Raw genomic sequence first — 20,336 nt, forward strand, 5'->3', positions numbered from 1 at the left:
TGGATAGGCCCAGCTGAATAAAGGTTAGATAAATAGTAATAGACTTAACGCCATAACAGCCATACCTGCAATTAATCCATAAATGGATAAATGTCCACTATCATAACGTTTAGAAGCAGGGAGTAATTCATCGAGAGAAATAAACACCATAATCCCTGCTACCGCAGCGAAGATCATCCCAAACATGATATCGTTTAAAAATGGCATTAAAATCAAGAAAGCAACAATGGCTCCGACAGGTTCAGCTAAACCGGAAAGAAACGAGAGCTTAAAGGCTCTTTTTTTATCCCCTGTTGCAAAATAGACTGGTACAGCAACCGCGATGCCTTCAGGTATATTGTGAATCGCCACGGCTACTGCGATAGCGATACCTAGGCCTGGGTCTTGAAGAGCTGAAGTAAAGGTGGCAATACCTTCAGGAAAATTGTGAATCCCAATAGCTAGAGCTGTAAATGTTCCCATTTTTAATAATTGAGCGTCTTCTAATTTGGAAGATGACAGATTCATGTCCTCCACTTTTTTAACCTCATGTGGGTTGCTACTCTCAGGGACAAACTTATCAATTAAAGCAATTAAAAGCATTCCCCCAAAGAATCCGGCAACTGTCATCCAGTTCCCCAGTTCATTCCCAAGTTCAGACGTTAGCGCATCTTTTGCTTTAACGAAGATTTCAACCATGGACACATAAATCATGACACCTGCTGAGAAACCGAGTGTCCAAGATAGAAATTTGGTATTCGTTCTGGACGTAAAGAGAGCTATTAAACTCCCTATACCGGTTGCGAGGCCAGCGAATAAAGTTAAACCAAAAGCGAGTAAAAGATTTTCATACATCGCTTATTCTCCTCTCAAGCATTTATTTTCTATTATGTTTTTTGTTTTAATGAATAAATGTTTCCTTAGTGCAACTTTTAAAAGTATCATATGTTTATTTTTTTATTTTGTCAATTATTTTATTTCAAAAAATTCGACATGTTATAAGGATTATGCAAGTTTAGGGGATTTTGTTTCAGCTATTAATAAATATAAAAAAGACAGCTGAGAAAATCAGCTGTCTTCGTCACATTTCTATAGCTCACTTGGTATAAAAGTTTTACAATCTGTTTCAGTTTGTTCTGATGCTGTTTTCCCTGAGTGACTTACAACATAAATCGCATCAGCGCTGCATTTATTACCGTTTGCCCAATAATGACAATTTTTAACTTCACATAATACGTCTTGTGCCATTTACTACACCTCTTTCTTAGGAATGTGGTCTAGCATCCTTATTTTCTCCAAGTGAAGAAGCACGGATAACAAGCAACATATCCCAAGGGTGGTAGTTAATTTAGCGCCTTTTTTAATGTATTTAGATTTTGTGTCATTAAGCTAAAATAATCTTTGTTGTCATCGATTTCTTGTTGTGTTAAGGCCTCCAAATTATGAAGGGATAAGCTTTTTGTACCTGTTTCTTTTTGAACTGTTTCAGCAATTTTTGATGATATATTTTGTTCGAATAGAATATATTCAAGATTTTGTTCTTTCACAGATTCAATAATATTTTTTAGCTCTTTTTGAGATGGTTCATTGGAAGGGGAAAAGCCAGTAATACTTATTTGCTTTATTCCATAACGAGCTTCCCAATATCCGTAAGCCGAATGGGCAACTAGAATTTCTTTGCGTTTTGCAGAATTGGCTACTTCCATAAATTCTGTGTTCAATTCTTCTAATTGCTCTTTTAATACATTGAAATTTTCTTCATATACATCTTTACTAGAAGGATTTAACTCACTTAGGGCATTTTTAATATTTTCAGCAATCTGTATGGAGTAGACTGGATCTAACCATATATGTGGATCAATATCTCCATGCTGATGATCTTCTTCATCATCGTGGTGGTGAGTATCGTCTTCCATATTCATGAATTCTATTCCAGATCCTGCTTCAATTAGCGCAACGTCTTCCTTTTCTAGTGTCTTTTTTGCTGAAGATACAAAAGCCTCAACACCGATCCCAGTGTAAATAAAAGCATCAGCACTTGCGATTTCTGTCATGTCCCTAGGAGTGGGTTCAAATGTGTGAGCATCAGCACCCGGCGGGTATACACTATTAACAATGACATCTTCGCCACCTATTCTTTTTGTAAAGTCTGTTAAAGGAAATACGGTTGTATAAATCGTGAGCGTTCCTTCTTCATCTGATGATTTATTTTGATCTGCTCCACAAGCTGAAAGTATGCCGATTACTAGTAGGAGCGCGATATATCCACTTATCTTTTTCATAACTCTTTCTCCTCTCAAGTACCAAAATGGTGCCTGTTTGAAATCCTTTCATATTATATCGTAATTATTACGATTTGAGAACAAAAAACTTTCTTAAGAGGAACGATGTCTTTATTAGTATCTCTGGTAGATACAAGAACTTGTGAATAATAATAAAAATATTATCTAAAAGGATAAGTTTTTGATAAAATATAATGAAATAAAGAGAGAAGGGTGAAAGGTATGTCACTACTGAATAATATCCTAGAATATAACAAAGAGTTTGTTGAAACGAAAGAATACGAAAAATACCAAACGACAAAGCTTCCAAATAAAAGAATGGTTATAGTAACTTGTATGGATACACGACTCATTGAGCTGCTTCCCAAAGCAATGAACATGAAAAACGGCGATGTGAAAATTTTAAAGGTTGCAGGTGCGGTTGTTTCACATCCATTTGGAAGTGTAATGAGAAGTATATTAGTTGCCGTGTATGATTTAAATGCTGACGAGGTTTGTATTGTTGGTCACCACGATTGTGGTATGAGTGCACTAAACTCAGATGCGATTTTAGAAAAAATAAAAGACAGAGGCGTTACTCAAGCTAGAATTGACACATTAAAGTACTCTGGAATTGATCTTGATAAATGGTTTAAAGGTTTTAGCAGTGTAGAAGATAGTGTTCGACACAGTGTTGAAATGGTCGAAAACCATCCACTCCTTCCAGAGGAAGTTCCTGTTCACGGTCTCGTTATTAATCCTGAAACAGGAAAACTTGATGTAGTGGTTAACGGGTATAAATAAGATGGAAAGAGGTCATTTGACCTCTTTTTTTAATGAGTAGAGGTTAAAGAGAAGTTACTTTTGGTTATCATGGGTAAGAGGCAAGAATGTCATAAAAAAGACACAGGAATAAATGGTCATATGTTGTACCATGTAGTTGAGGTGAAAGAAATGAAAAAAATAGGTCTTTTTCTATTTATGGCTGCAATCATCATGCTTGCGGCATGTAATAATGAGACAGAAAAGAAAAATACGAATACGACAGAATTAATCCCAATTGCAGTTGATGTAAAGCTTAATCCTAAAAAAATAAATCCAGGTGAAGAAGTAACCTTACACGCGATTGTTACTCAAGGGGAAGAAGCAGTTGAAGATGCGGATGAAGTCCAATTTGAAATTGCACAAAAAGGCAGTGAAGAAAGCGAATTTCTAGATGGGAAGCATACTTCTGATGGTGAATATACGGCTGTTAAAACGTTTGAACAGGACGGGACTTATTTTGTGACAGCACATGTAACGGCGAGAAGCATGCACACCATGCCAAAGGTTGAAGTGGTAATTGGAAATCCGAGCATAACAGAAGGGCCAGCGGATGAACCAACGGAAGATGGCGATCACCATGGTAGTGAACATCATCATGGAAGTGGAGATGTGTCAATCGACTTCCCTCTAGAGACTGAATATCCGGTAGGAAAATCATCCACTTTGCATGTATCTTTTGAAGAGTCTGGAGCACCTTTGACAGATGCAATCGTTCGGTTTGAGGTTTGGAAAGAAGGCGCCGAGAAGCATGAGTTTATAGATGCAAGTGAAACTGAAAATGGTGTCTATCAATCAGACTATACATTCGCCGAAACTGGGAATTATAATATTCAAGTTCACATCGAAAAAGGAGAAATCCACGAACATCTTGAAAAGAAAACCAACGTAAAATAAAAAAAGGAAGGTAGCATTAATGTTCATGCTTACCTTCCTTTTTTTCGGGTACAAAGTCAATCCCGCCTGGATGGAGGGGATGACATTTTAATAAACGTTTAATGGTCAGCCAACCACCCTTAAATGCACCAAAGCGTTTAATGGCTTCAAGTCCATATTGGGAACAAGTCGGATAAAAGCGACAAGTTGGCGGTTTTAATGGGGATATAAATTTTTGATAGAAACGAATAACACCTATAAATAACGCTCGAAGCAATTTTTTCTACTTCCCTTACTTGGTTTACGTACTTATACTATACTATAGGAAGTAAATAAAAGCATCTTAAAAGGTTATCCCAAATGTCACCTCATCGAATTTTTTCCAATTCAAATTAAATTGATGAAAAAAATCGGAATTAGCGTTATGATAGATATAAAGTATAATCAGGGAGTGAAGAGAATGCCATCAGTAGAAAGCTTTGAACTAGATCATTGTGCAGTTAAAGCTCCGTATGTAAGACATTGTGGTGTACACAAGGTAGGTTCAGATGGAGTTGTAAATAAGTTTGATATTCGTTTTTGTCAGCCAAACAAACAGGCGATGAAGCCAGATGTTATTCATACACTTGAACATTTATTAGCTTTTAACCTTCGTGAACATTGTGAGAAATATGATCACTTTGATATTATTGATATCTCTCCTATGGGGTGTCAAACAGGTTATTATTTAGTTGTGAGTGGGGAACCAACAGTTTCTGAAATTATTGACCTATTAGAAGCTACAATGCAAAGTGCCTTAGAAATTACAGATATTCCTGCAGCGAATGAAACTCAATGTGGTCAAGCGAAGCTTCATGATTTAGAAGGAGCAAAGCGCCTCATGCGTTTCTGGCTAACACAATCAAAAGAAGACCTTCATAAGGTTTTTGGATAAAAAAGGACCTCAGCCACAAGGGCTGAGGTTTTATAGTTTTGGTGGAATCCGATATTTGGTTCCTTGTTCGTATGCATATGCCAATTTTATCAATGTGGCTTCTGAATAGGCGGTTCCTGTGAAGGTGATTCCAACTGGCTCTCCTTCAGATGTATATCCCGCTGGTACCGTTATTGATGGATAACCAGCTTTAGCCGGTATACTTGCTCCAATATTGTTTGGAAATACAATGGCATCTAATTGATGCTCGTTTAAAACAAAATCAATACCATTTTCCGTTGAATGATAATGATCATTTTCTAGTGCTTCAAGATATTCTTTTTCTGTTAGCGTCCCACTCGTTATTTCTGCCTCTTCCAAAATAATCTGGCCGTATTTTAACATCTTTTCTTTATTTTCCTTGTTGAATGCAATCAAGTCAGATAAATTTCGAACCTTAACGGAAGAGTCTAGCTTTCGTAAATAAGCATTTAGGTCAACCTTGAATTCATAGGTTAACACATCATAGCTCCACTTGTTTTTTGAAGAAGGAATTTTTACATCCTCAATAACAGTTGCCCCAAGTTCCTCAAGCTTCTTTACAGCCTGATCCATGACTGATCGTTTTTCCTCACTTAGGTAGTCAAAATAAACCTCTCTTGCAATACCAATTCGTGCACCTTGTAGCCCATCCACATCTAAAAATTGTGTGAAGTCAGTAGAGGATAATGTTCTGCCTGTATAAGTGATTGGGTCACGCTCATCTACTTCTGCCATTGCTGTTAATAGGTAAGCAGCATCCTTTACTGTACGAGCCATTGGTCCTGCAGTATCTTGGGTATGAGCAATGGGAATGATTCCTGCACGGCTTACTAATCCAACGGTTGGTTTGATGCCGACAAGTGAGTTTTGACTTGAAGGACTTAAAATAGAGCCTGATGTTTCTGTACCAACTGCAACAACTGCAAAATTTGCGGCAATGGCTGAGCCAGAACCAGCGCTTGAGCCCCCAACATCAAATTTACCGGGTCCATATGGATTTAAAGTTTGCCCTCCTCGTGAACTATATCCGCTAGGCATTCCTTCTGTCATGAAATTTGCCCATTCTGTCATATTTGTTTTGCCTAAAATAATGGCACCGGCTTCTCTTAAGAGATACGCAACATAAGAATCTTCTGAGGCATGTGAGTCGGCTAAAGCGAGTGAGCCAGCAGATGTGTGCATCTTATCGTTCGTATCTAAATTATCTTTCAGTAAAACTGGAATTCCGTGAAGCGAGCCACGTGGTCCAATTTCTTTTCTCTCCGCATCTAGAGCCATTGCGATTTGCAAAGCATCTGGATTAATCTCTATGATGGAACGTAGTGATGAATCATAGTTTGCAATTCTATGTAAATACATGAGTACCAATTGTTTGGCTGTTAATTCTTCTTTTTCATATTTTTCTTGGATGGAATCAATAGTTGCCTCAATTAACCAATTATTTGAAAGTTCTTGAAGAAGTTTATTTTCCATCAGAATTCTCCTTATCTTCAGGTTGGTTTAAATGTGGATTATCTTCTAAATCATCTACTGTATGTTTGTACTTATACGCTTTGGATGTCGTACTAACAGCTAAAAATAGGACAACAAAAACAATAATGATTGATAAAATTAATACGATAAACATAGCAACCTCCTTTTTTTCACCTTTATTTTAACATGAAAAATGATAGAAGATATTGATATTCCAATTAAATTGAAAAAGTATGAAATTTGTCAAGAAACTAAATCAAAAATTATGTTTCACTGTGTTATAAAGGGGGTATGTTAACAATAAGGAGGAGATATGAATGTCAACACAATTAGTCGAAATGGTAAATAAGCAAGTTGCAAACTGGAGTGTGCTTTACATTAAGCTACATAATTATCATTGGTATGTGAAAGGTTCTAATTTCTTCACCCTTCATGAAAAATTTGAGGAATTGTATAATGAGTCTGCAGTTCATATTGATGAGTTAGCGGAGCGATTACTAGCAATTGGTGGACAACCTGTTGCTACAATGAAAGAGATTCTTGAATTATCTTCGATTCAGGAAGCAAGCGGAAATGAAAATGCCGATGATATGGTAGCTACTATTTCAAATGATTTTTCCATATTAACGGGAGAATTAAAGGAAGGTATGAAGGTAGCTGGTAATGTGGATGATGAAACTACAGGGGATATGCTCCTTTCAATTCACCAAGCACTAGAAAAACATATTTGGATGCTCCAATCCTTCTTAGGAAAATAAAAAAAGTTTACCCTTCTTTCTTGTCGAAAGAAGGGTTTTGTTATACTTTTTTAGTAGGGAGGAGAGTAGATATGATCGATTTACGAAGTGATACAGTTACAAAGCCAACTGCCGAAATGAGAACAGCAGCTTATGAAGCTGAGGTTGGAGATGATGTCTATCAAGAAGATCCAACTGTAATAGAGTTAGAGCAAACAGCAGCTAATATGCTCGGGAAAGATGCAGCTTTATTTGTGACGAGTGGAACTCAAGGCAATCAAATTGCTGTGTTAACTCATACACGAAAAGGGAATGAAATCATCGTTGAACAAGATTCTCATATTTTTAATTATGAAGGTGCTGCGATTTCAGCGTTTGCTGGAGTACAGCCACGAACAATTAAAGGAAATCGAGGCGCAATGGACCCTAGAGCAGTGGAGTCTGCTATTCAAGAGGATGATGTCCATAACCCTGAAACCGGCTTAATTTGTATTGAAAATACACATAATCGAGCGGGTGGTGCCGTCATCCCAATAGAAAATATGGCAGCAATTCATCATGTTGCGTCTGCAAATCACATACCTGTTCATTTGGATGGCGCACGTCTATTCAATGCAGCGGTAGCATTAGGAAGACCTGTAAAGGATATTGCGCAATATACGGATACTGTTCAATTTTGTTTATCAAAAGGATTAGGTGCTCCGGTAGGTTCAATCATCGCTGGAAGCGAGGAGTTTATTAAGCAAGCAAGGAAATGGAGAAAGCGTCTTGGTGGAGGTTTAAGACAGGTTGGGATAATTGCAGCGCCAGGCCTTGTTGCACTGCGCACGATGGTTGACCGTCTTGCAATCGATCATGAACATGCAAAATTTCTTGCAGAAGGACTCGGAAATACCAAGGGGATAAAAGTTGTAAATCAAATTGATACCAATATCATTTTAGTTGATGTGAGTGAAAGAGGCTTAACCTCTAGTCAATTTGTAGGGTTATTAAAAGAACATGGTGTATTGGTTTCAACATTTGGACCTAAACTTGTCCGATTTGTCACTCATTATGATGTTAATCAAGAGTCAATTGAGGACGCATTAAGGATCGTAAGTAAACTCTAATACTAATTTAGGAAGGATTGTCTAGAGCGACAATCCTTTTTAATGTATATCCCTCAACTCATTAATTGTCATCATTTTTGATTGACCAATTCCATCACGTGCCATTTTTGCTTTAAGGTTTTCAATCATGTAGAAACCAACTAAATTTCGTAATTCTTGATCCGTTAAATCTCTTAAAAGGTCTATCAGATCTTCACGTTCAAATTGTTCAAGCACGGAAAAAGCAATGATGTCCGCATCTTCTTCATCACCTGTTAATTTATCTCTATACAGTTCATAAATTTCATCAATAATTTTCATAAGTGGTTTCCCCTTTGCCTGCTTATTTCACTTGTTTTCTTGGAAATTAGTATATGGGGTAATGTCTTAAAAGATACTAATTTTAATGAAATTTAGGCAAAGACTAAAATTGATGTTGAATATTTTTAACACGGGAGGAAAAAGCTAAAATAACGTAAATCACTGTTAGGAGTGACTATAGTGGAACAACAGTCTAAGAAAACCTATTATATTGCTGTAGGAAGTGGGGAAATTTCTCAAGTAAAGTCTGGGTCTACTTGGGAGTATAAGATTGAAGCGACAGACGAGCAAATTCATCAACTGCGAAAGCTTTTTGATTCGAATTATGCAAGCGAAGTTGAAGGATTTTTACGTGCACACGTCCCTTTTGTGGAATATCATTTTGATTCATCAAATGACAAGTACGACACAAACATGCTGCAGGTTTTTCAGATGATTTATCAGCTTGGAGATCAGGAAGCAAAAGATTTCATACAATCACAAGGCATACTTGATGTATTAGGTCATATTGATTAAGCCACTTCTACATGAAGCGGCTTGTTTTTATGTTATCATAATAATAAAAACAACGATATTGGAGATAAAAAAATGATTGTTTTTCAAGACATGTATCATAATGAAGTGAATTTATCGTTTACACCCGATCCTTTTTCGGACAAACCGAAGCATGTGTGGGTCATTTGTCGATATCGGGATCAATGGCTTTTAACAAACCATTCTGAACGAGGGCTTGAATTTCCAGGGGGAAAGGTTGAAGAGGGGGAGACTCCCGAAGCTGCCGCGATTCGTGAGGTTATGGAAGAAACAGGTGCTGAGGTTCAGAAAATCGAATATATGGGTCAATATAAGGTCGTAGGAAAAGGGAAAACGATTATTAAAAATATATATTTTGCTGAAATTACCCGCCTTCTTGAGAAAGATACTTATTTTGAAACAAAGGGGCCTGTCTTGCTAAAAGAAATTCCACTAGACCATGTAAAGACGGACCGACGATATAGCTTCATCATGAAGGATGATGTGTTAACTCACAGCATTGACTATGTAGAGAAGTATTTGAAAACGAAAAAAGCTCTCTAGTTGATACTAGATGAGCTTTCTATTTAGAATCCTTTATTAGCTTTCTCTCGAGGAGCTCAACTCCTTGGTACATGAGAGTGGCACAAATGGCAATCAATAATAAGCTTAGGAAAATGAGTGTGAAATTAAATACCTGGAATCCATAAATGATAAGATATCCCAAGCCCTGCTTTGAAACAAGGAATTCTCCAACAATGACTCCGACCCATGACAATCCAACGTTAACCTTTAATGTGGAGATAATGGCTGGAAAGGATGAGGGGAGAATGACATCACGGAAGATTTGTTTCCGATTTGCTCCAAAGGTCTGTAGTACCTTGATGTAATTATAATCGACTTCCTTAAACGAAGTATAGATGACAATTGTCGTGATAATAACCGAAATGATTGCGCCCATTGCAATAATTGACACATATCCGGTACCTAAGGCAACGATTAAGATTGGGCCTAATGCTACTTTTGGCATTGCATTTAAAACAACTAAATACGGATCAAGGATGTTTGAAAGACGTTCTGACCACCATAAAAGCGCGGCAATTAAAACCCCTAGGGCAGTTCCGATAATAAACCCTAGCACTGTTTCAAACAATGTTACAGCAAGATTATTAAACAAACTTCCATCATTTATTTTATCTAAGAATAGATTCCACACTTTTGAAGGAGCACTAAAGATTAAAGGGTCTATCCAATGGCTTCGACTCGCAATTTCCCAGAACCCGAAAAAGACAATAAAAATGAGGATTTGATAAAATCTGACTAGTCTTTTCTCTTTTTTAATCGACTGCAGATAATGGTTGTGAAGGTCTTTAATATTCAGGTTTTGTTTCAAGTTTATCTAACTCCTCCCATATTTGCTGAAAAATATTCGAATACACTGGGTGTTGTCTTGCATCAAATGGAGTCTCATTGCGCAGGTTCTCTGGGATATCAAATACTTTTGCAATCTTACCCGGTCTTTTAGAAAGCAGGAAGATTCGGTCGCTCATGGCAATCGCCTCACCGATATCATGCGTGACAAGAATGGCTGTTTTTTGGTATTCCTTTAAGGTCTCTGATACAAGGTCCTCCAATTTCAGCTTCGTTTGAAAATCTAGTGCAGAGAATGGTTCGTCAAGTAGAAGGATTTTTGGGTTTGTTGCAAGCGTGCGAACCAATGCGGCTCTTTGTCTCATCCCTCCTGAGAGCTGTTTCGGATAAGCTTTTTCAACCCCTTTTAAGCCAATTTCTTCAAGTAGTTCTAAAGTGTTTTTCCTTGTTAAATCTGTTTCTTGGTTCATGATTTGTAAGCCAACAAGGATGTTCTCCTCAATTGTCTTCCATGGAAATAAGTAGTCCTGTTGCAGCATATAGCCGATATCGGACTTCGCTTTTTCAATCTTTTTACCTTCAATCAAAATCTCTCCATATGTCGGTTTTAATAATCCAGCAATAATAGAGAGTAAAGTGGTTTTACCACACCCACTAGGGCCGAGAAGAGAGATAAACTCTCCCTCCTCGATTGTGAGTGAAATATTCTCGAGTGCGGTCGTTGTAGAATCCTTTGTAAAATAAACATGGTGTATATCTTTTACTGACAAAAAGCTCATAGTAACACTCCTATTTGGAAATTACTTTTTCAGCAATACTTGTGTTAACAAGTGTGTTGTAGTCAATTCTCTTTGGTAATTCTCCTGCTTCATCCATAATGTCTTGAAGGTTATTCCAAGCTTCCTCTGATAAAACAGGGTTTGTTGCGTAAGAACCTTGATTCTTGTAACGTTCAATAGAAGAAGTGATTAGATCAAGTGGTGTATCTGGGAAGAACTCTTGAACCGAATCAGCGATTTCCTCTGGGCTATGGGAATCCACCCATTGTTGTGCTTTATAAATCGCTCTTGTGAATTTTTCAACGGCTTCCCCATTATCATCAATAAAGCTTTGCTTGGTCATAAAGGATGTATATGGGACCTTACCGGATTCTTCACCGAAAGATGCGACAATATAGCCACGGCCTTCTTTTTCAAAAAGGCTTGCAGTTGGTTCGAATAACTGGACGAACTCTCCTGTGCCTGAAGCATAAGCACTAGAAATATTGGCAAAGTCGATGTTTTGAATGAGATTCAAATCACCTTGTGGGTCAATTCCATGCTTTTTTAATACAAACTCCCCAACCATTTGTGGCATACCGCCTTTACGTTGGCCAAGGAATGTACTATCTTTGAGTTGCTCCCAGCTAAAGTTTTCGATGTTCTCTCTTGCGACTAAAAATGTACCATCCGTTTGTGTAAGAGCTGCGAAATTTATTACAGGGTCGGTTGAGCCTTGTGCCTCAACATAGATGGATGTTTCAGAACCTACTAAGGCTACATCAGCACCACCAGAAATTAACGCAGTCATAGTCTTATCTCCACCTGGTACAGTTGTTAATTCAACTTCTAAGCCCTCTTCTTCAAAAAATCCTTCGGTAATCGCTACATACTGCGGTGCATAAAACACCGAACGAGTAACCTCTGCAATACGGATTTTTTGGACCTGGTCATTATTACAAGCGGCTAACGGAATAATAAGCAGTAATGCAAAAAGGCTTGCAAGAATACGGCGCATGTATTCATTCCTCCTTGACAGTTCATCTGTCGACTTTAGTAATTACTTAAGATAGACTATGAAACGTGACAAAAATGTGTGAATGCCTATTTTTGCGTTTTTTAAGAACATTTAAAGTAAAGGTTGTACAATCATGTTTTAGAGAGGATAGATATTATGGTGGAAGGCACTATTATTGAAAAAATGAGATTTCCGTCTCCCAATCCGGCAATCAATCTTTATTTAATTACATATTGGAGTAAAGGACTAAAAGTGAAAGGTTATCTTGCCGAACCAATGGAAGAGGGTGTATACGACGGTTTTTTATATCTACGCGGTGGTATAAAAAATGTAGGTATGGTTCGAATTGGTCGCATCATCCAATTTGCTTCAGAAGGTTTTGTAGTGATGGCACCTTTTTATCGGGGAAATCAGGGGGGAGATGGGAATGAAGATTTCGCTGGTCATGACAGGTATGATGCATTTTCTGCTTTTAAAGTGCTTGAGGATCATGAAAAAGTGAACCCGACTCGGATTCATGTCTTTGGGTTTTCGCGCGGAGGAGTAATGGCCCTTCTTACGGCCATTCAGCATCCCCAGGTATGTACGATCGTGACATGGGGTGGCGTAAGTGATTTAAGCCTAACGTATGTGGAACGAAACGATTTACGGCGAATGCTGAAGCGGGTAATTGGAGGAACACCAACAAAATATCCTGAACGTTATAAATGGAGAACACCACTATACGAACTTGAAAAGCTGGAGGCTCCAGTTCTTATTATTCATGGTGAAAAGGATAAAAATGTTTCTGTTAACCATGCCTATCGTCTAGAAAAAAGAATAAAGGAACTCGGAAAAGAGGTGGAAAGTTGGTATTTTCCACAATACACTCATTATTTTCCGCCAAATGAAAATCGAGAAACAGTAAGACGATTAACTGAGTGGATGAAAACAAGGGAGCCAAAAACAAAAAAGCTCGAGGACTAATTTCCCCGAGCTTCGTTTTATTAAATGCGTGGTCCGCCCAATAATTCGATTTCTTTAGCAACATTAGAGAACTTCTTGAAGTTTTCTTTGAATTTTACAGCTAATTCTTTCGCTTTTACATAGTATTGACTTTGGTCTGCCCATGTTTTGGATGGTTGAAGAACATCATCAGGAACCCCAGGAATATGAATTGGAATTTCTAGACCAAAAATATCATTCTTCACGGTTTCAGCATTGTTTAACTCGCCTTCTAAAGCAGCTTGAACCATTGCGCGAGTATATGATAGTTTCATTCTGCTTCCAATACCATACTCTCCACCAGTCCAACCTGTATTCACTAAGAATACTTGAACATTGTGTTCATCAATCTTTCTACCTAACATCTCTGCATATTCTGTTGCAGGAAGTGGTAGGAATGGTGATCCAAAGCAAGTTGAGAATGTTGCTTGTGGAGCAGTAACACCACGCTCTGTTCCTGCTAGTTTACTTGTATAGCCACTTAAGAAATGGTACATGGCTTGTTCCTTAGTTAGTTTACTGATAGGAGGTAAAACACCAAAAGCATCAGCGGTTAAAAATACGATTGTATTCGGATGACCTGCAATACTAGGCACAATAATATTATCAATATTTTCAATTTGGTATGCAGCTCTTGTATTTTCAGTTAATGAATTATCATCATAATCTGCTATTCTGGATTTTTCATCTACAACCACATTTTCTAACACAGACCCAAAGCGAATCGCATCGAAAATTTGTGGTTCTTTCTCGCGGGAAAGGTTGATACATTTAGCATAGCAACCGCCTTCAATATTAAACACACCAGAACTAGACCAACCGTGCTCATCATCTCCAATAAGACGACGTTTTGGATCTGCTGAAAGAGTTGTTTTTCCGGTTCCAGATAGACCAAAGAATAATGCAACGTCACCTTCTGGGCCTACGTTTGAAGAGCAGTGCATAGAAAGAATATTTTTTTCAGGCAATACATAGTTCATCACAGAGAAGATTGACTTTTTAATTTCTCCAGCATATTCAGTTCCTCCGATTAACACTGTTCGTTTTTCGAAGGAAATAATAATGAATGTTTCAGAGTGGGTACCATCTACCTCAGGATCAGCTTTAAAATTTGGTGCACAAATAACTGTGAATTCAGATTGATGTGTTTTTAGATCCTCTTCAGATGGTCGAACAAACATTTGTTGTGAGAAAAGATTATGCCAAGCATATTCATTGATTACTTGGATTGGCATGCGTACTTTTTTGTCAGCACCTGCATATCCATTGAATACAAAAATCTCATCTTTTTCTGTTAAGTATGAAAGTACTTTTGTATAAAGTTTTTCATATACCTCTTCAGAAATTGGTTTGTTTACCTTACCCCAATCAATTCTATCTTTAGTAGATGCTTCTTCTACGATGTATTTGTCTTCTGGTGATCTTCCGGTGTATTTCCCAGTTGTCGCACGTATAGCCCCAGTCGAAGTAAGGATTCCCTCTTGTCTAGATAGTACTTTTTCAACTAAAATAGGAACAGATAGGTTATGGAGTGCGTTTTTTCCATTCACTAATTCTAATAGCTGCTCATTTGAAACTTCAACTGAATTCATGTTAAACCATCCTTTATTAATTTTTAAATTTCCATAAATTATCTCAAATTTACAATTAGTATAACACATTAATAAAAATAGTCTATACTATTTAACGTATTTTACGTAACATATCATTAAAAAGTGCGCACGGATTCTAAAATAGTCCTTTATAATCGATAATTTTTTTAAAGTTTGTCGATTTCGTGGAAATAGTGTGACACAGTTCGACTTTGTTTTTTTTCGAAATTCTGTTGACACCTTAAGGAATACTGCGATATGATATGTCATTGAACGGATACTCTCTTATCCCGAGCTGGCGGAGGGACAGGCCCAATGAAACCCGGCAACCATCACTTTTCTTACATATCAAATGTTTTTTTGTGAAACCTATTTAGTAGGTCTCCACATTCGTAAAAGTGATAAGGTGCTAACCTGAGCAAGGTATGACCTTGATCGATAAGAGTGAAAGGCTGGATAAACGATAAACCTTTCCTCAAAAAAGTGGGAAAGGTTTTTTATTCTTTATTGGTTTTATTGATGTTACTTAACGCGTAATATGTGTTTAACATTATTCAGTCTGGGTCAAACACCGACTGAATAATGTTAAAGCCTCCGGCGGATGCCTCGATTTTTTAGCGGTAATTTTTCGAGCTGTAAGTTCAAAGACTAAGAACGCCACTTCCTGTGGCAACGTCTTTATGACCCACATCGTGTGGGCCTAAAAATCGGGCGCAAATACGCCAAGGCGCATTTGATCGCAGATAACTGTTCATTAATATAGGATAGAAAATCGTGAAGGTAACAATACTAAGGGAATGAGTACCGTATCAATGAATGTCAGAACTCGAACCTATTCGATTCTGAATCCGAAAAGGAGGAAGCGTTTGTGACAAATAGACGCCGTTTATTTACTTCAGAGTCTGTTACAGAAGGACATCCAGATAAAATCTGTGACCAAATTTCAGATTCTATTTTAGATGCGATTTTAGCAAGTGATGCAAATGCACGCGTAGCGTGTGAAACTTCTGTCACAACAGGTCTTGTACTTGTTGCGGGAGAAATTACAACTTCTACATATGTAGATATCCCAAAGATTGTCCGTGAAACGATTAAAGAGATTGGCTATACACGTGCAAAATACGGATTTGACTATGAAACTTGTGCTGTTTTAACATCCATTGATGAGCAATCACCAGATATTGCAATGGGGGTTGACCAAGCGTTAGAAGCACGTGAAGGTCAAATGACAGATGAGCAAATTGAAGCAATTGGTGCTGGAGACCAAGGATTAATGTTTGGTTATGCTTGTAACGAAACAAAAGAATTAATGCCTCTACCAATTTCATTAGCTCACAAGTTATCACGCAGACTAACAAAGGTACGTAAAGATGAGATTCTTCCATATTTACGTCCAGATGGAAAAACTCAGGTTACTGTTGAATATGATGAGAACAACAATCCAGTTCGTATTGATACAATTGTTATTTCAACTCAGCACCATCCTGAAATTTCATTAGAGCAAATTCAACGTAATTTAAAAGAACATGTAATCAATCCTGTCGTTCCTAGTGAACTAATTGATGAGAATACAAAATATTTCATTAATCCTACTGGCCGTTTTGTAATTGGTGGTCCTCAAGGGGATGCTGGTTTAACTGGTCGTAAAATTATTGTTGATACGTACGGTGGTTATGCTCGCCATGGCGGTGGCGCATTCTCAGGTAAGGATCCAACTAAGGTTGACCGTTCAGCTGCATATGCTGCCCGTTATGTTGCGAAAAACATCGTTGCAGCTGGTTTAGCTGATAAATGTGAAGTTCAGCTTGCGTATGCAATCGGCGTTGCTCAACCAGTTTCTATTTCTGTTGACACATTCGGAACTGGAACTGTGTCAGAGGATGTACTTGTAGATTTGGTTCGTGATAATTTTGATTTACGTCCTGCTGGAATTATTAACATGCTGGATCTTCGTCGTCCAATTTATAAGCAAACTGCTGCATATGGTCACTTTGGTAGAAATGATCTTGATTTACCATGGGAGCGTACTGACAAAGCAGAAGCACTTAAAACACAAGCTGCAAAATAAGATAGAACAAAAGCTCGCCTTACTGGCGAGCTTCTTTGTTAGCTCGTTTTTCCTGTAATTCTTTATAATGCTGCCCTTTTTCCACATATTCACGGCGGATTCTGGCCATATCTTTTTGATCATCTTCATTTAATTCACGAATAACTTTAGCTGGTCTTCCGAATGCAAGAGTGTTTGGTGGAATCTTTTTACCTTGTGGAACAAGGCTACCGGCACCTATAAAAGCCCCTTCACCAACCTCGGCCCCATCAAGAATAATCGAGCCCATCCCGATTAGAGCATTTTTACGGATAATAGAGCTATGTAGGATCACCTGATGTCCAATTGTGACATCATCTTCAATAATTAAAGGATTATTTGGACTTTGATGCAAGGTTGAATTATCCTGAATGCTCACTCTTTTTCCGATAACTGTCGGTGCCACATCACCTCGTATAACAGTATTAAACCAAATGTTTGTTTCCTCACCAATTTTTACGTCACCAGTAACTGTCGCGTATTCCGCAATATATACAGAGTCGGCAATTTCAGGATATTTCCCTTTGTATGGATAAATCATAATAGATACATCCTTTCGTTTGATATTCGATAAATAATCATTTAAGGTAAGTGTATCAACTTTTACAAATATCGTAAATCGTATATAGATTCAATGTTCCTAAAAAATGAGGTGATATCGATGGTACCAACAAAACCAATTAGTTTAATGAAGAAAGTGTATCGTGAGGTATTTCCGATTGTACATCGTGAATTATCGATTTGGAAAAAGAAAGCGGAGGCTATTCCGAATGAGGAACTTCGGAAACAGGCATTAGCGAGTATTCAAACTAAAACGTTTCACTGTGAAGGTGGGGCAATTCTCGCCTTATTATCAGAAGGACAAATGGAGAAATGTATTCGTTTTATCGTTGCCTATCAAACGATAAGTGACTATCTAGATAATCTTTGTGATCGTAGTACCTCACTTGATCCGTTAGATTTTAGCTCGTTACATGACTCTATGCCAGATGCATTACGACCAGGACAGCCAACAAAAAACTATTATCAATATCGAGAGGAACAGGATGATGGGGGATACTTGGAAAGCCTAGTAACAACCTGTCAGGGTGTTCTTCAAAACCTTAATCATTATGATAAGATTGCTAATTATCTACAGGAATTGGCAAGTTATTATTGTGCTTTACAAATTCATAAACATGTAAAGGTAGAAGAGCGAGTACCAAGACTAGAGAATTGGTTTAAAGATCACCAAAAGAACTTACCTAGCATGGAATGGTATGAATTCTCAGCCTGTTCAGGGTCCACACTAGGGATTTTTTGTTTAGTTGCGTACGCTTTTCATGAAGAATTTAACGAAGAGATGGCTAACAAAGTGCGGAATGGGTATTTTCCATATATCCAAGGCCTGCATATCCTTCTTGATTATTTCATTGATCAAGAAGAGGACCGTCAAGGCGGAGACTTGAATTTCTGTTTTTATTATTCACATGAAAATGAATTGGTCGATCGCCTAAAGCATTTTATCACGGAAGCAGATAAACATACAGCAGGACTACCAAATGAAAAATTTCACCGAATGATTAACAGGGGTTTATTAGGTCTCTATTTATCAGATGAAAAGGTAAGGACACAACGAAGTGTATTAAAAATTGCGAAGAAAATCATTAGACTTGGTGGGAAGACTTCGTTTTTCTTTTATGTAAATGGACGAGCCTATCGTAGATTTCAACATGTGTTTGAATAAGAAAAAGATAGAGTGCTGGGCTCTATCTTTTTTCAATGGCAATAATAAAAGGTGGATTGTTCATTTGATTCATAAATCGGTACATTAAAACATGAGCACGGTTTTGGTCAAGTGTTGAACAGTATTCTAATAGCTGATCTCGTTCGACTGCACCTTCTTCATGGCCATGGTACACAACAAGTACGATGATACCTTCAGGCTTCATGATGGTAAGTAATTGCTCAATTGCCTCAATCGTAGAATCAGCCTTTGTAACAATTTCCTTATTCCCCCCTGGTAAATAGCCTAAATTAAAGACGGCCCCTGTAATTTTGCCGTGGGCTTCAGTTGGAATTATCGTTAAAAGTTGACTATGGCTTTCATGAAACAAACGAACACGCTCATATAGGTCTTGCTCTTTCAAACGATTGGTTGTGTTTTCAATGGCTTCTTTTTGTATGTCAAAGCCAAAGACCTGTCCATTTTCACCAACCAATGAAGCGAGCATTGCTGTGTCATGACCATTTCCGATTGTAGCGTCAACTGCATAATCCCCTTCATTCACAGCAAGTTTTAGTAAATTTCGGGCAAATGGAAGGATGCGATCTAATTTCATACGTTTTCAGCTACCTTCTCATAAAATTTTCCTTGATAGCTGTCACGACGTTTCAATTCAGCATCTATTGTATTTAGAACCTCCCATTTGTTAACGCTCCACATCGGCCCAACCATTAAATCAATCGGACCGTCCCCTGTAATGCGATGAACAATCATTTCCGGTGGTAAAATTTCAAGCTGGTCACAAACTAATTGTATATAATCTTCAAAAGAGAGAAATTCCAATAGTCCTTTTTCATATTGCTTCACCATCGGTGTTCCTTTTAACAAATGCAGCAAATGAATTTTGATGCCTTGTACATCAAGTTTCGCTACTTCTCGAGCTGTATCCATTATCATCTCTGGTGTTTCCTGTGGGAGGCCATTAATAATATGGGAGCAAATCTGGATATTATGTTTACGAAGCTTATTAACTCCTTCAACATAACACTGAAAATCATGTGCACGGTTAATCAGCTGCGCTGTTTTTTCATGTACAGTTTGTAAACCAAGCTCAACCCAGAGGTAGGTTCTATCATTTAATTCTCCTAAGTATTCAACAACATCATCAGGCAAACAATCAGGTCTTGTAGCAATAGAGATTCCGACTACACCTTCTTGACTTAAAACAGGTTCAAACCGTTCACGCAAGACCTCTACAGGGGCGTGAGTATTTGTAAACGCTTGGAAGTATGCCATGTACTTGCCATCCTTCCATTTTTCATGCATTTTATCTTTAATCGTATGGAATTGTGTAAGGATATCGTCCGCACGGTTTCCGGCAAAGTCACCTGACCCTGAGACACTACAAAAAGTACATCCACCATGTGCGACTGTACCGTCACGGTTTGGGCAGTCAAATCCTCCATCAAGTGCTACTTTAAATACTTTATTTCCAAAAGTATTACGTAGGTGGTAATTCCATGTATGATAACGTTTATTATCTGTTGAATATGAAAATGGATTTCCTTGAGGCATTTAATCGCCCCTCCTAACTAAGAAAAGAATTTGCTACGTAAATTTTAGCACGGGGGCTTTTAAGAACTCAAATGTAAATTCGAAGAACAAAAAATTGAGAACACCGCTTTCTGTGACAACGTCTATGTGACCCATCTCGTACTGGCCTCATAAATTGGAAATAACTTTTTGAGAGAAGTAATGAAGGATGAACAAACTATAGTTGAGAAGGCTTTTGCTTCT

Annotated in this window: 24 protein-coding genes and 1 riboswitch; of the genes, 10 read left to right on the top strand and 14 right to left on the bottom strand. The window is 37.8% G+C overall.

Going from position 1 to position 20,336, the window contains the following annotated elements; genetic code table 11:
• Window positions 1-24: 24 nt before the first annotated feature.
• From zupT to ACFSFW_RS02500, 3 genes are all read right to left on the bottom strand, one after another.
• Window positions 25-834: a zinc transporter ZupT gene (gene zupT, locus ACFSFW_RS02490; RefSeq protein WP_099362257.1), complete on the bottom strand. Its 810-nt coding sequence runs from the start codon at window positions 832-834 to the stop codon at window positions 25-27.
• A 234-nt stretch (window positions 835-1,068) separates the two neighbouring features.
• Window positions 1,069-1,227, bottom strand: a complete 159-nt coding sequence (locus ACFSFW_RS02495) for a DUF1540 domain-containing protein (protein WP_099351896.1) — start codon at window positions 1,225-1,227, stop codon at window positions 1,069-1,071.
• Window positions 1,228-1,322: 95 nt separating this feature from the next.
• Window positions 1,323-2,261: a metal ABC transporter substrate-binding protein gene (locus ACFSFW_RS02500; protein ID WP_388034904.1), complete on the bottom strand. Its 939-nt coding sequence runs from the start codon at window positions 2,259-2,261 to the stop codon at window positions 1,323-1,325.
• A gap of 222 nt (window positions 2,262-2,483) precedes the next feature.
• On the opposite strand from ACFSFW_RS02500, the gene ACFSFW_RS02505 reads away from it, so the two are divergent.
• On the top strand, window positions 2,484-3,044 hold the full coding sequence (locus ACFSFW_RS02505) for a beta-class carbonic anhydrase (RefSeq protein WP_304219358.1): 561 nt from the start codon (window positions 2,484-2,486) through the stop codon (window positions 3,042-3,044).
• 150 nt (window positions 3,045-3,194) lie between these two features.
• Window positions 3,195-3,959: a FixH family protein gene (locus ACFSFW_RS02510; protein ID WP_388034906.1), complete on the top strand. Its 765-nt coding sequence runs from the start codon at window positions 3,195-3,197 to the stop codon at window positions 3,957-3,959.
• Window positions 3,960-3,975: 16 nt separating this feature from the next.
• Here ACFSFW_RS02510 and yidD read toward each other — a convergent pair whose 3' ends face one another.
• On the bottom strand, window positions 3,976-4,215 hold the full coding sequence (yidD, locus tag ACFSFW_RS02515) for a membrane protein insertion efficiency factor YidD (protein WP_304219354.1): 240 nt from the start codon (window positions 4,213-4,215) through the stop codon (window positions 3,976-3,978).
• A gap of 183 nt (window positions 4,216-4,398) precedes the next feature.
• Between yidD and ACFSFW_RS02520 the strand changes: the two genes are divergently transcribed.
• The gene (locus ACFSFW_RS02520) at window positions 4,399-4,872 is read left to right on the top strand and encodes an S-ribosylhomocysteine lyase (RefSeq protein WP_304219352.1); all 474 of its coding nucleotides are present in this window, start codon (window positions 4,399-4,401) and stop codon (window positions 4,870-4,872) included.
• 30 nt (window positions 4,873-4,902) lie between these two features.
• Here ACFSFW_RS02520 and ACFSFW_RS02525 read toward each other — a convergent pair whose 3' ends face one another.
• Both ACFSFW_RS02525 and ytzI read right to left on the bottom strand, forming a co-directional pair.
• A complete protein-coding gene (locus ACFSFW_RS02525) occupies window positions 4,903-6,366 on the bottom strand; it encodes an amidase family protein (RefSeq protein WP_388034910.1) in 1,464 nt (487 codons plus the stop codon).
• A complete protein-coding gene (gene ytzI, locus ACFSFW_RS02530; protein WP_304219348.1) occupies window positions 6,356-6,520 on the bottom strand; it encodes a YtzI protein in 165 nt (54 codons plus the stop codon). The genes ACFSFW_RS02525 and ytzI overlap by 11 nt, the downstream gene beginning before the upstream one ends.
• A 163-nt stretch (window positions 6,521-6,683) precedes the next feature.
• Between ytzI and ACFSFW_RS02535 the strand changes: the two genes are divergently transcribed.
• Both ACFSFW_RS02535 and ltaE read left to right on the top strand, forming a co-directional pair.
• Window positions 6,684-7,124 carry a Dps family protein gene (locus ACFSFW_RS02535; protein ID WP_388034913.1) on the top strand — a complete coding sequence of 147 codons (441 nt, stop codon included), beginning with the start codon at window positions 6,684-6,686 and terminating at the stop codon, window positions 7,122-7,124.
• Window positions 7,125-7,195: 71 nt separating this feature from the next.
• Window positions 7,196-8,212 (top strand): low-specificity L-threonine aldolase, encoded by a 1,017-nt coding sequence (gene ltaE / locus ACFSFW_RS02540; RefSeq protein WP_388034916.1) that lies wholly within the window; start codon window positions 7,196-7,198, stop codon window positions 8,210-8,212.
• Between the two features lie 39 nt (window positions 8,213-8,251).
• Here the strand turns inward: ltaE and ACFSFW_RS02545 are convergent, their stop codons facing one another.
• Window positions 8,252-8,512 carry a DUF6154 family protein gene (locus tag ACFSFW_RS02545; RefSeq protein ID WP_099351906.1) on the bottom strand — a complete coding sequence of 87 codons (261 nt, stop codon included), beginning with the start codon at window positions 8,510-8,512 and terminating at the stop codon, window positions 8,252-8,254.
• 177 nt (window positions 8,513-8,689) lie between these two features.
• Here ACFSFW_RS02545 and ACFSFW_RS02550 point away from each other — a divergent pair, with 177 nt between their 5' ends.
• The gene (locus ACFSFW_RS02550) at window positions 8,690-9,028 is read left to right on the top strand and encodes a hydrolase (RefSeq protein ID WP_304219491.1); all 339 of its coding nucleotides are present in this window, start codon (window positions 8,690-8,692) and stop codon (window positions 9,026-9,028) included.
• 72 nt (window positions 9,029-9,100) lie between these two features.
• Window positions 9,101-9,589, top strand: a complete 489-nt coding sequence (gene ytkD, locus ACFSFW_RS02555; RefSeq protein ID WP_304219342.1) for an RNA deprotection pyrophosphohydrolase — start codon at window positions 9,101-9,103, stop codon at window positions 9,587-9,589.
• A gap of 19 nt (window positions 9,590-9,608) precedes the next feature.
• Here the strand turns inward: ytkD and ACFSFW_RS02560 are convergent, their stop codons facing one another.
• The 3 genes from ACFSFW_RS02560 to ACFSFW_RS02570 are packed head-to-tail and all read right to left on the bottom strand — an operon-like array spanning window position 9,609 to window position 12,172.
• Entirely contained in the window at window positions 9,609-10,418 is an 810-nt protein-coding gene (locus ACFSFW_RS02560; protein ID WP_304219340.1) for an ABC transporter permease, read from the bottom strand.
• The gene (locus ACFSFW_RS02565; protein WP_304219338.1) at window positions 10,396-11,175 is read right to left on the bottom strand and encodes an ABC transporter ATP-binding protein; all 780 of its coding nucleotides are present in this window, start codon (window positions 11,173-11,175) and stop codon (window positions 10,396-10,398) included. Before ACFSFW_RS02565 ends, ACFSFW_RS02560 begins: the two co-directional genes overlap by 23 nt.
• Window positions 11,176-11,185: 10 nt before the next feature.
• Window positions 11,186-12,172: an ABC transporter substrate-binding protein gene (locus ACFSFW_RS02570; RefSeq protein WP_304219336.1), complete on the bottom strand. Its 987-nt coding sequence runs from the start codon at window positions 12,170-12,172 to the stop codon at window positions 11,186-11,188.
• A gap of 156 nt (window positions 12,173-12,328) precedes the next feature.
• Between ACFSFW_RS02570 and ACFSFW_RS02575 the strand changes: the two genes are divergently transcribed.
• Window positions 12,329-13,138 (top strand): alpha/beta hydrolase family protein, encoded by an 810-nt coding sequence (locus ACFSFW_RS02575; protein ID WP_388034921.1) that lies wholly within the window; start codon window positions 12,329-12,331, stop codon window positions 13,136-13,138.
• Window positions 13,139-13,158: 20 nt separating this feature from the next.
• On the opposite strand, the gene pckA is transcribed toward ACFSFW_RS02575, so the two are convergent.
• Window positions 13,159-14,748 carry a phosphoenolpyruvate carboxykinase (ATP) gene (gene pckA, locus ACFSFW_RS02580; RefSeq protein WP_388034923.1) on the bottom strand — a complete coding sequence of 530 codons (1,590 nt, stop codon included), beginning with the start codon at window positions 14,746-14,748 and terminating at the stop codon, window positions 13,159-13,161.
• A 282-nt stretch (window positions 14,749-15,030) separates the two neighbouring features.
• Window positions 15,031-15,193: riboswitch (SAM riboswitch) on the top strand.
• A gap of 423 nt (window positions 15,194-15,616) precedes the next feature.
• Here pckA and metK point away from each other — a divergent pair.
• Window positions 15,617-16,816 (top strand): methionine adenosyltransferase, encoded by a 1,200-nt coding sequence (gene metK / locus ACFSFW_RS02585; RefSeq protein ID WP_304219330.1) that lies wholly within the window; start codon window positions 15,617-15,619, stop codon window positions 16,814-16,816.
• Between the two features lie 19 nt (window positions 16,817-16,835).
• Here metK and ACFSFW_RS02590 read toward each other — a convergent pair whose 3' ends face one another.
• The gene (locus tag ACFSFW_RS02590) at window positions 16,836-17,375 is read right to left on the bottom strand and encodes a gamma carbonic anhydrase (RefSeq protein ID WP_388034926.1); all 540 of its coding nucleotides are present in this window, start codon (window positions 17,373-17,375) and stop codon (window positions 16,836-16,838) included.
• Window positions 17,376-17,495: 120 nt separating this feature from the next.
• On the opposite strand from ACFSFW_RS02590, the gene tbcS reads away from it, so the two are divergent.
• Window positions 17,496-18,560 (top strand): tetraprenyl-beta-curcumene synthase, encoded by a 1,065-nt coding sequence (gene tbcS / locus ACFSFW_RS02595; protein ID WP_388034928.1) that lies wholly within the window; start codon window positions 17,496-17,498, stop codon window positions 18,558-18,560.
• A 22-nt stretch (window positions 18,561-18,582) separates the two neighbouring features.
• On the opposite strand, the gene mnmM is transcribed toward tbcS, so the two are convergent.
• The gene (gene mnmM, locus ACFSFW_RS02600; RefSeq protein ID WP_099351916.1) at window positions 18,583-19,155 is read right to left on the bottom strand and encodes a tRNA 5-(aminomethyl)-2-thiouridylate-methyltransferase MnmM; all 573 of its coding nucleotides are present in this window, start codon (window positions 19,153-19,155) and stop codon (window positions 18,583-18,585) included.
• Complete coding sequence (gene mnmL / locus ACFSFW_RS02605) at window positions 19,152-20,114, bottom strand: tRNA modification radical SAM protein MnmL/YtqA (RefSeq protein WP_388034930.1); 963 nt, start codon at window positions 20,112-20,114, stop codon at window positions 19,152-19,154. The genes mnmM and mnmL overlap by 4 nt, the downstream gene beginning before the upstream one ends.
• Window positions 20,115-20,336: the final 222 nt, after the last annotated feature.

The sequence above is a fragment of the Ferdinandcohnia salidurans genome, from assembly GCF_042680725.1.
Classification (GTDB): domain Bacteria; phylum Bacillota; class Bacilli; order Bacillales; family Bacillaceae_L; genus Ferdinandcohnia; species Ferdinandcohnia salidurans.

What these genes read in the sequence shown, in the direction of transcription:
- zupT (WP_099362257.1), bottom strand. Translation starts at nt 834, where the DNA reads ATGTATGAAAATCTTTTACTCGCTTTTGGTTTAACTTTATTCGCTGGC.
- ACFSFW_RS02495 (WP_099351896.1), bottom strand. Translation starts at nt 1,227, where the DNA reads ATGGCACAAGACGTATTATGTGAAGTTAAAAATTGTCATTATTGGGCA.
- ACFSFW_RS02500 (WP_388034904.1), bottom strand. Translation starts at nt 2,261, where the DNA reads ATGAAAAAGATAAGTGGATATATCGCGCTCCTACTAGTAATCGGCATA.
- ACFSFW_RS02505 (WP_304219358.1), top strand. Translation starts at nt 2,484, where the DNA reads ATGTCACTACTGAATAATATCCTAGAATATAACAAAGAGTTTGTTGAA.
- ACFSFW_RS02510 (WP_388034906.1), top strand. Translation starts at nt 3,195, where the DNA reads ATGAAAAAAATAGGTCTTTTTCTATTTATGGCTGCAATCATCATGCTT.
- ACFSFW_RS02520 (WP_304219352.1), top strand. Translation starts at nt 4,399, where the DNA reads ATGCCATCAGTAGAAAGCTTTGAACTAGATCATTGTGCAGTTAAAGCT.
- ACFSFW_RS02525 (WP_388034910.1), bottom strand. Translation starts at nt 6,366, where the DNA reads ATGGAAAATAAACTTCTTCAAGAACTTTCAAATAATTGGTTAATTGAG.
- ytzI (WP_304219348.1), bottom strand. Translation starts at nt 6,520, where the DNA reads ATGTTTATCGTATTAATTTTATCAATCATTATTGTTTTTGTTGTCCTA.
- ACFSFW_RS02535 (WP_388034913.1), top strand. Translation starts at nt 6,684, where the DNA reads ATGTCAACACAATTAGTCGAAATGGTAAATAAGCAAGTTGCAAACTGG.
- ltaE (WP_388034916.1), top strand. Translation starts at nt 7,196, where the DNA reads ATGATCGATTTACGAAGTGATACAGTTACAAAGCCAACTGCCGAAATG.
- ACFSFW_RS02545 (WP_099351906.1), bottom strand. Translation starts at nt 8,512, where the DNA reads ATGAAAATTATTGATGAAATTTATGAACTGTATAGAGATAAATTAACA.
- ytkD (WP_304219342.1), top strand. Translation starts at nt 9,101, where the DNA reads ATGATTGTTTTTCAAGACATGTATCATAATGAAGTGAATTTATCGTTT.
- ACFSFW_RS02565 (WP_304219338.1), bottom strand. Translation starts at nt 11,175, where the DNA reads ATGAGCTTTTTGTCAGTAAAAGATATACACCATGTTTATTTTACAAAG.
- ACFSFW_RS02570 (WP_304219336.1), bottom strand. Translation starts at nt 12,172, where the DNA reads ATGCGCCGTATTCTTGCAAGCCTTTTTGCATTACTGCTTATTATTCCG.
- ACFSFW_RS02575 (WP_388034921.1), top strand. Translation starts at nt 12,329, where the DNA reads ATGGTGGAAGGCACTATTATTGAAAAAATGAGATTTCCGTCTCCCAAT.
- pckA (WP_388034923.1), bottom strand. Translation starts at nt 14,748, where the DNA reads ATGAATTCAGTTGAAGTTTCAAATGAGCAGCTATTAGAATTAGTGAAT.
- ACFSFW_RS02590 (WP_388034926.1), bottom strand. Translation starts at nt 17,375, where the DNA reads ATGATTTATCCATACAAAGGGAAATATCCTGAAATTGCCGACTCTGTA.
- tbcS (WP_388034928.1), top strand. Translation starts at nt 17,496, where the DNA reads ATGGTACCAACAAAACCAATTAGTTTAATGAAGAAAGTGTATCGTGAG.
- mnmM (WP_099351916.1), bottom strand. Translation starts at nt 19,155, where the DNA reads ATGAAATTAGATCGCATCCTTCCATTTGCCCGAAATTTACTAAAACTT.
- mnmL (WP_388034930.1), bottom strand. Translation starts at nt 20,114, where the DNA reads ATGCCTCAAGGAAATCCATTTTCATATTCAACAGATAATAAACGTTAT.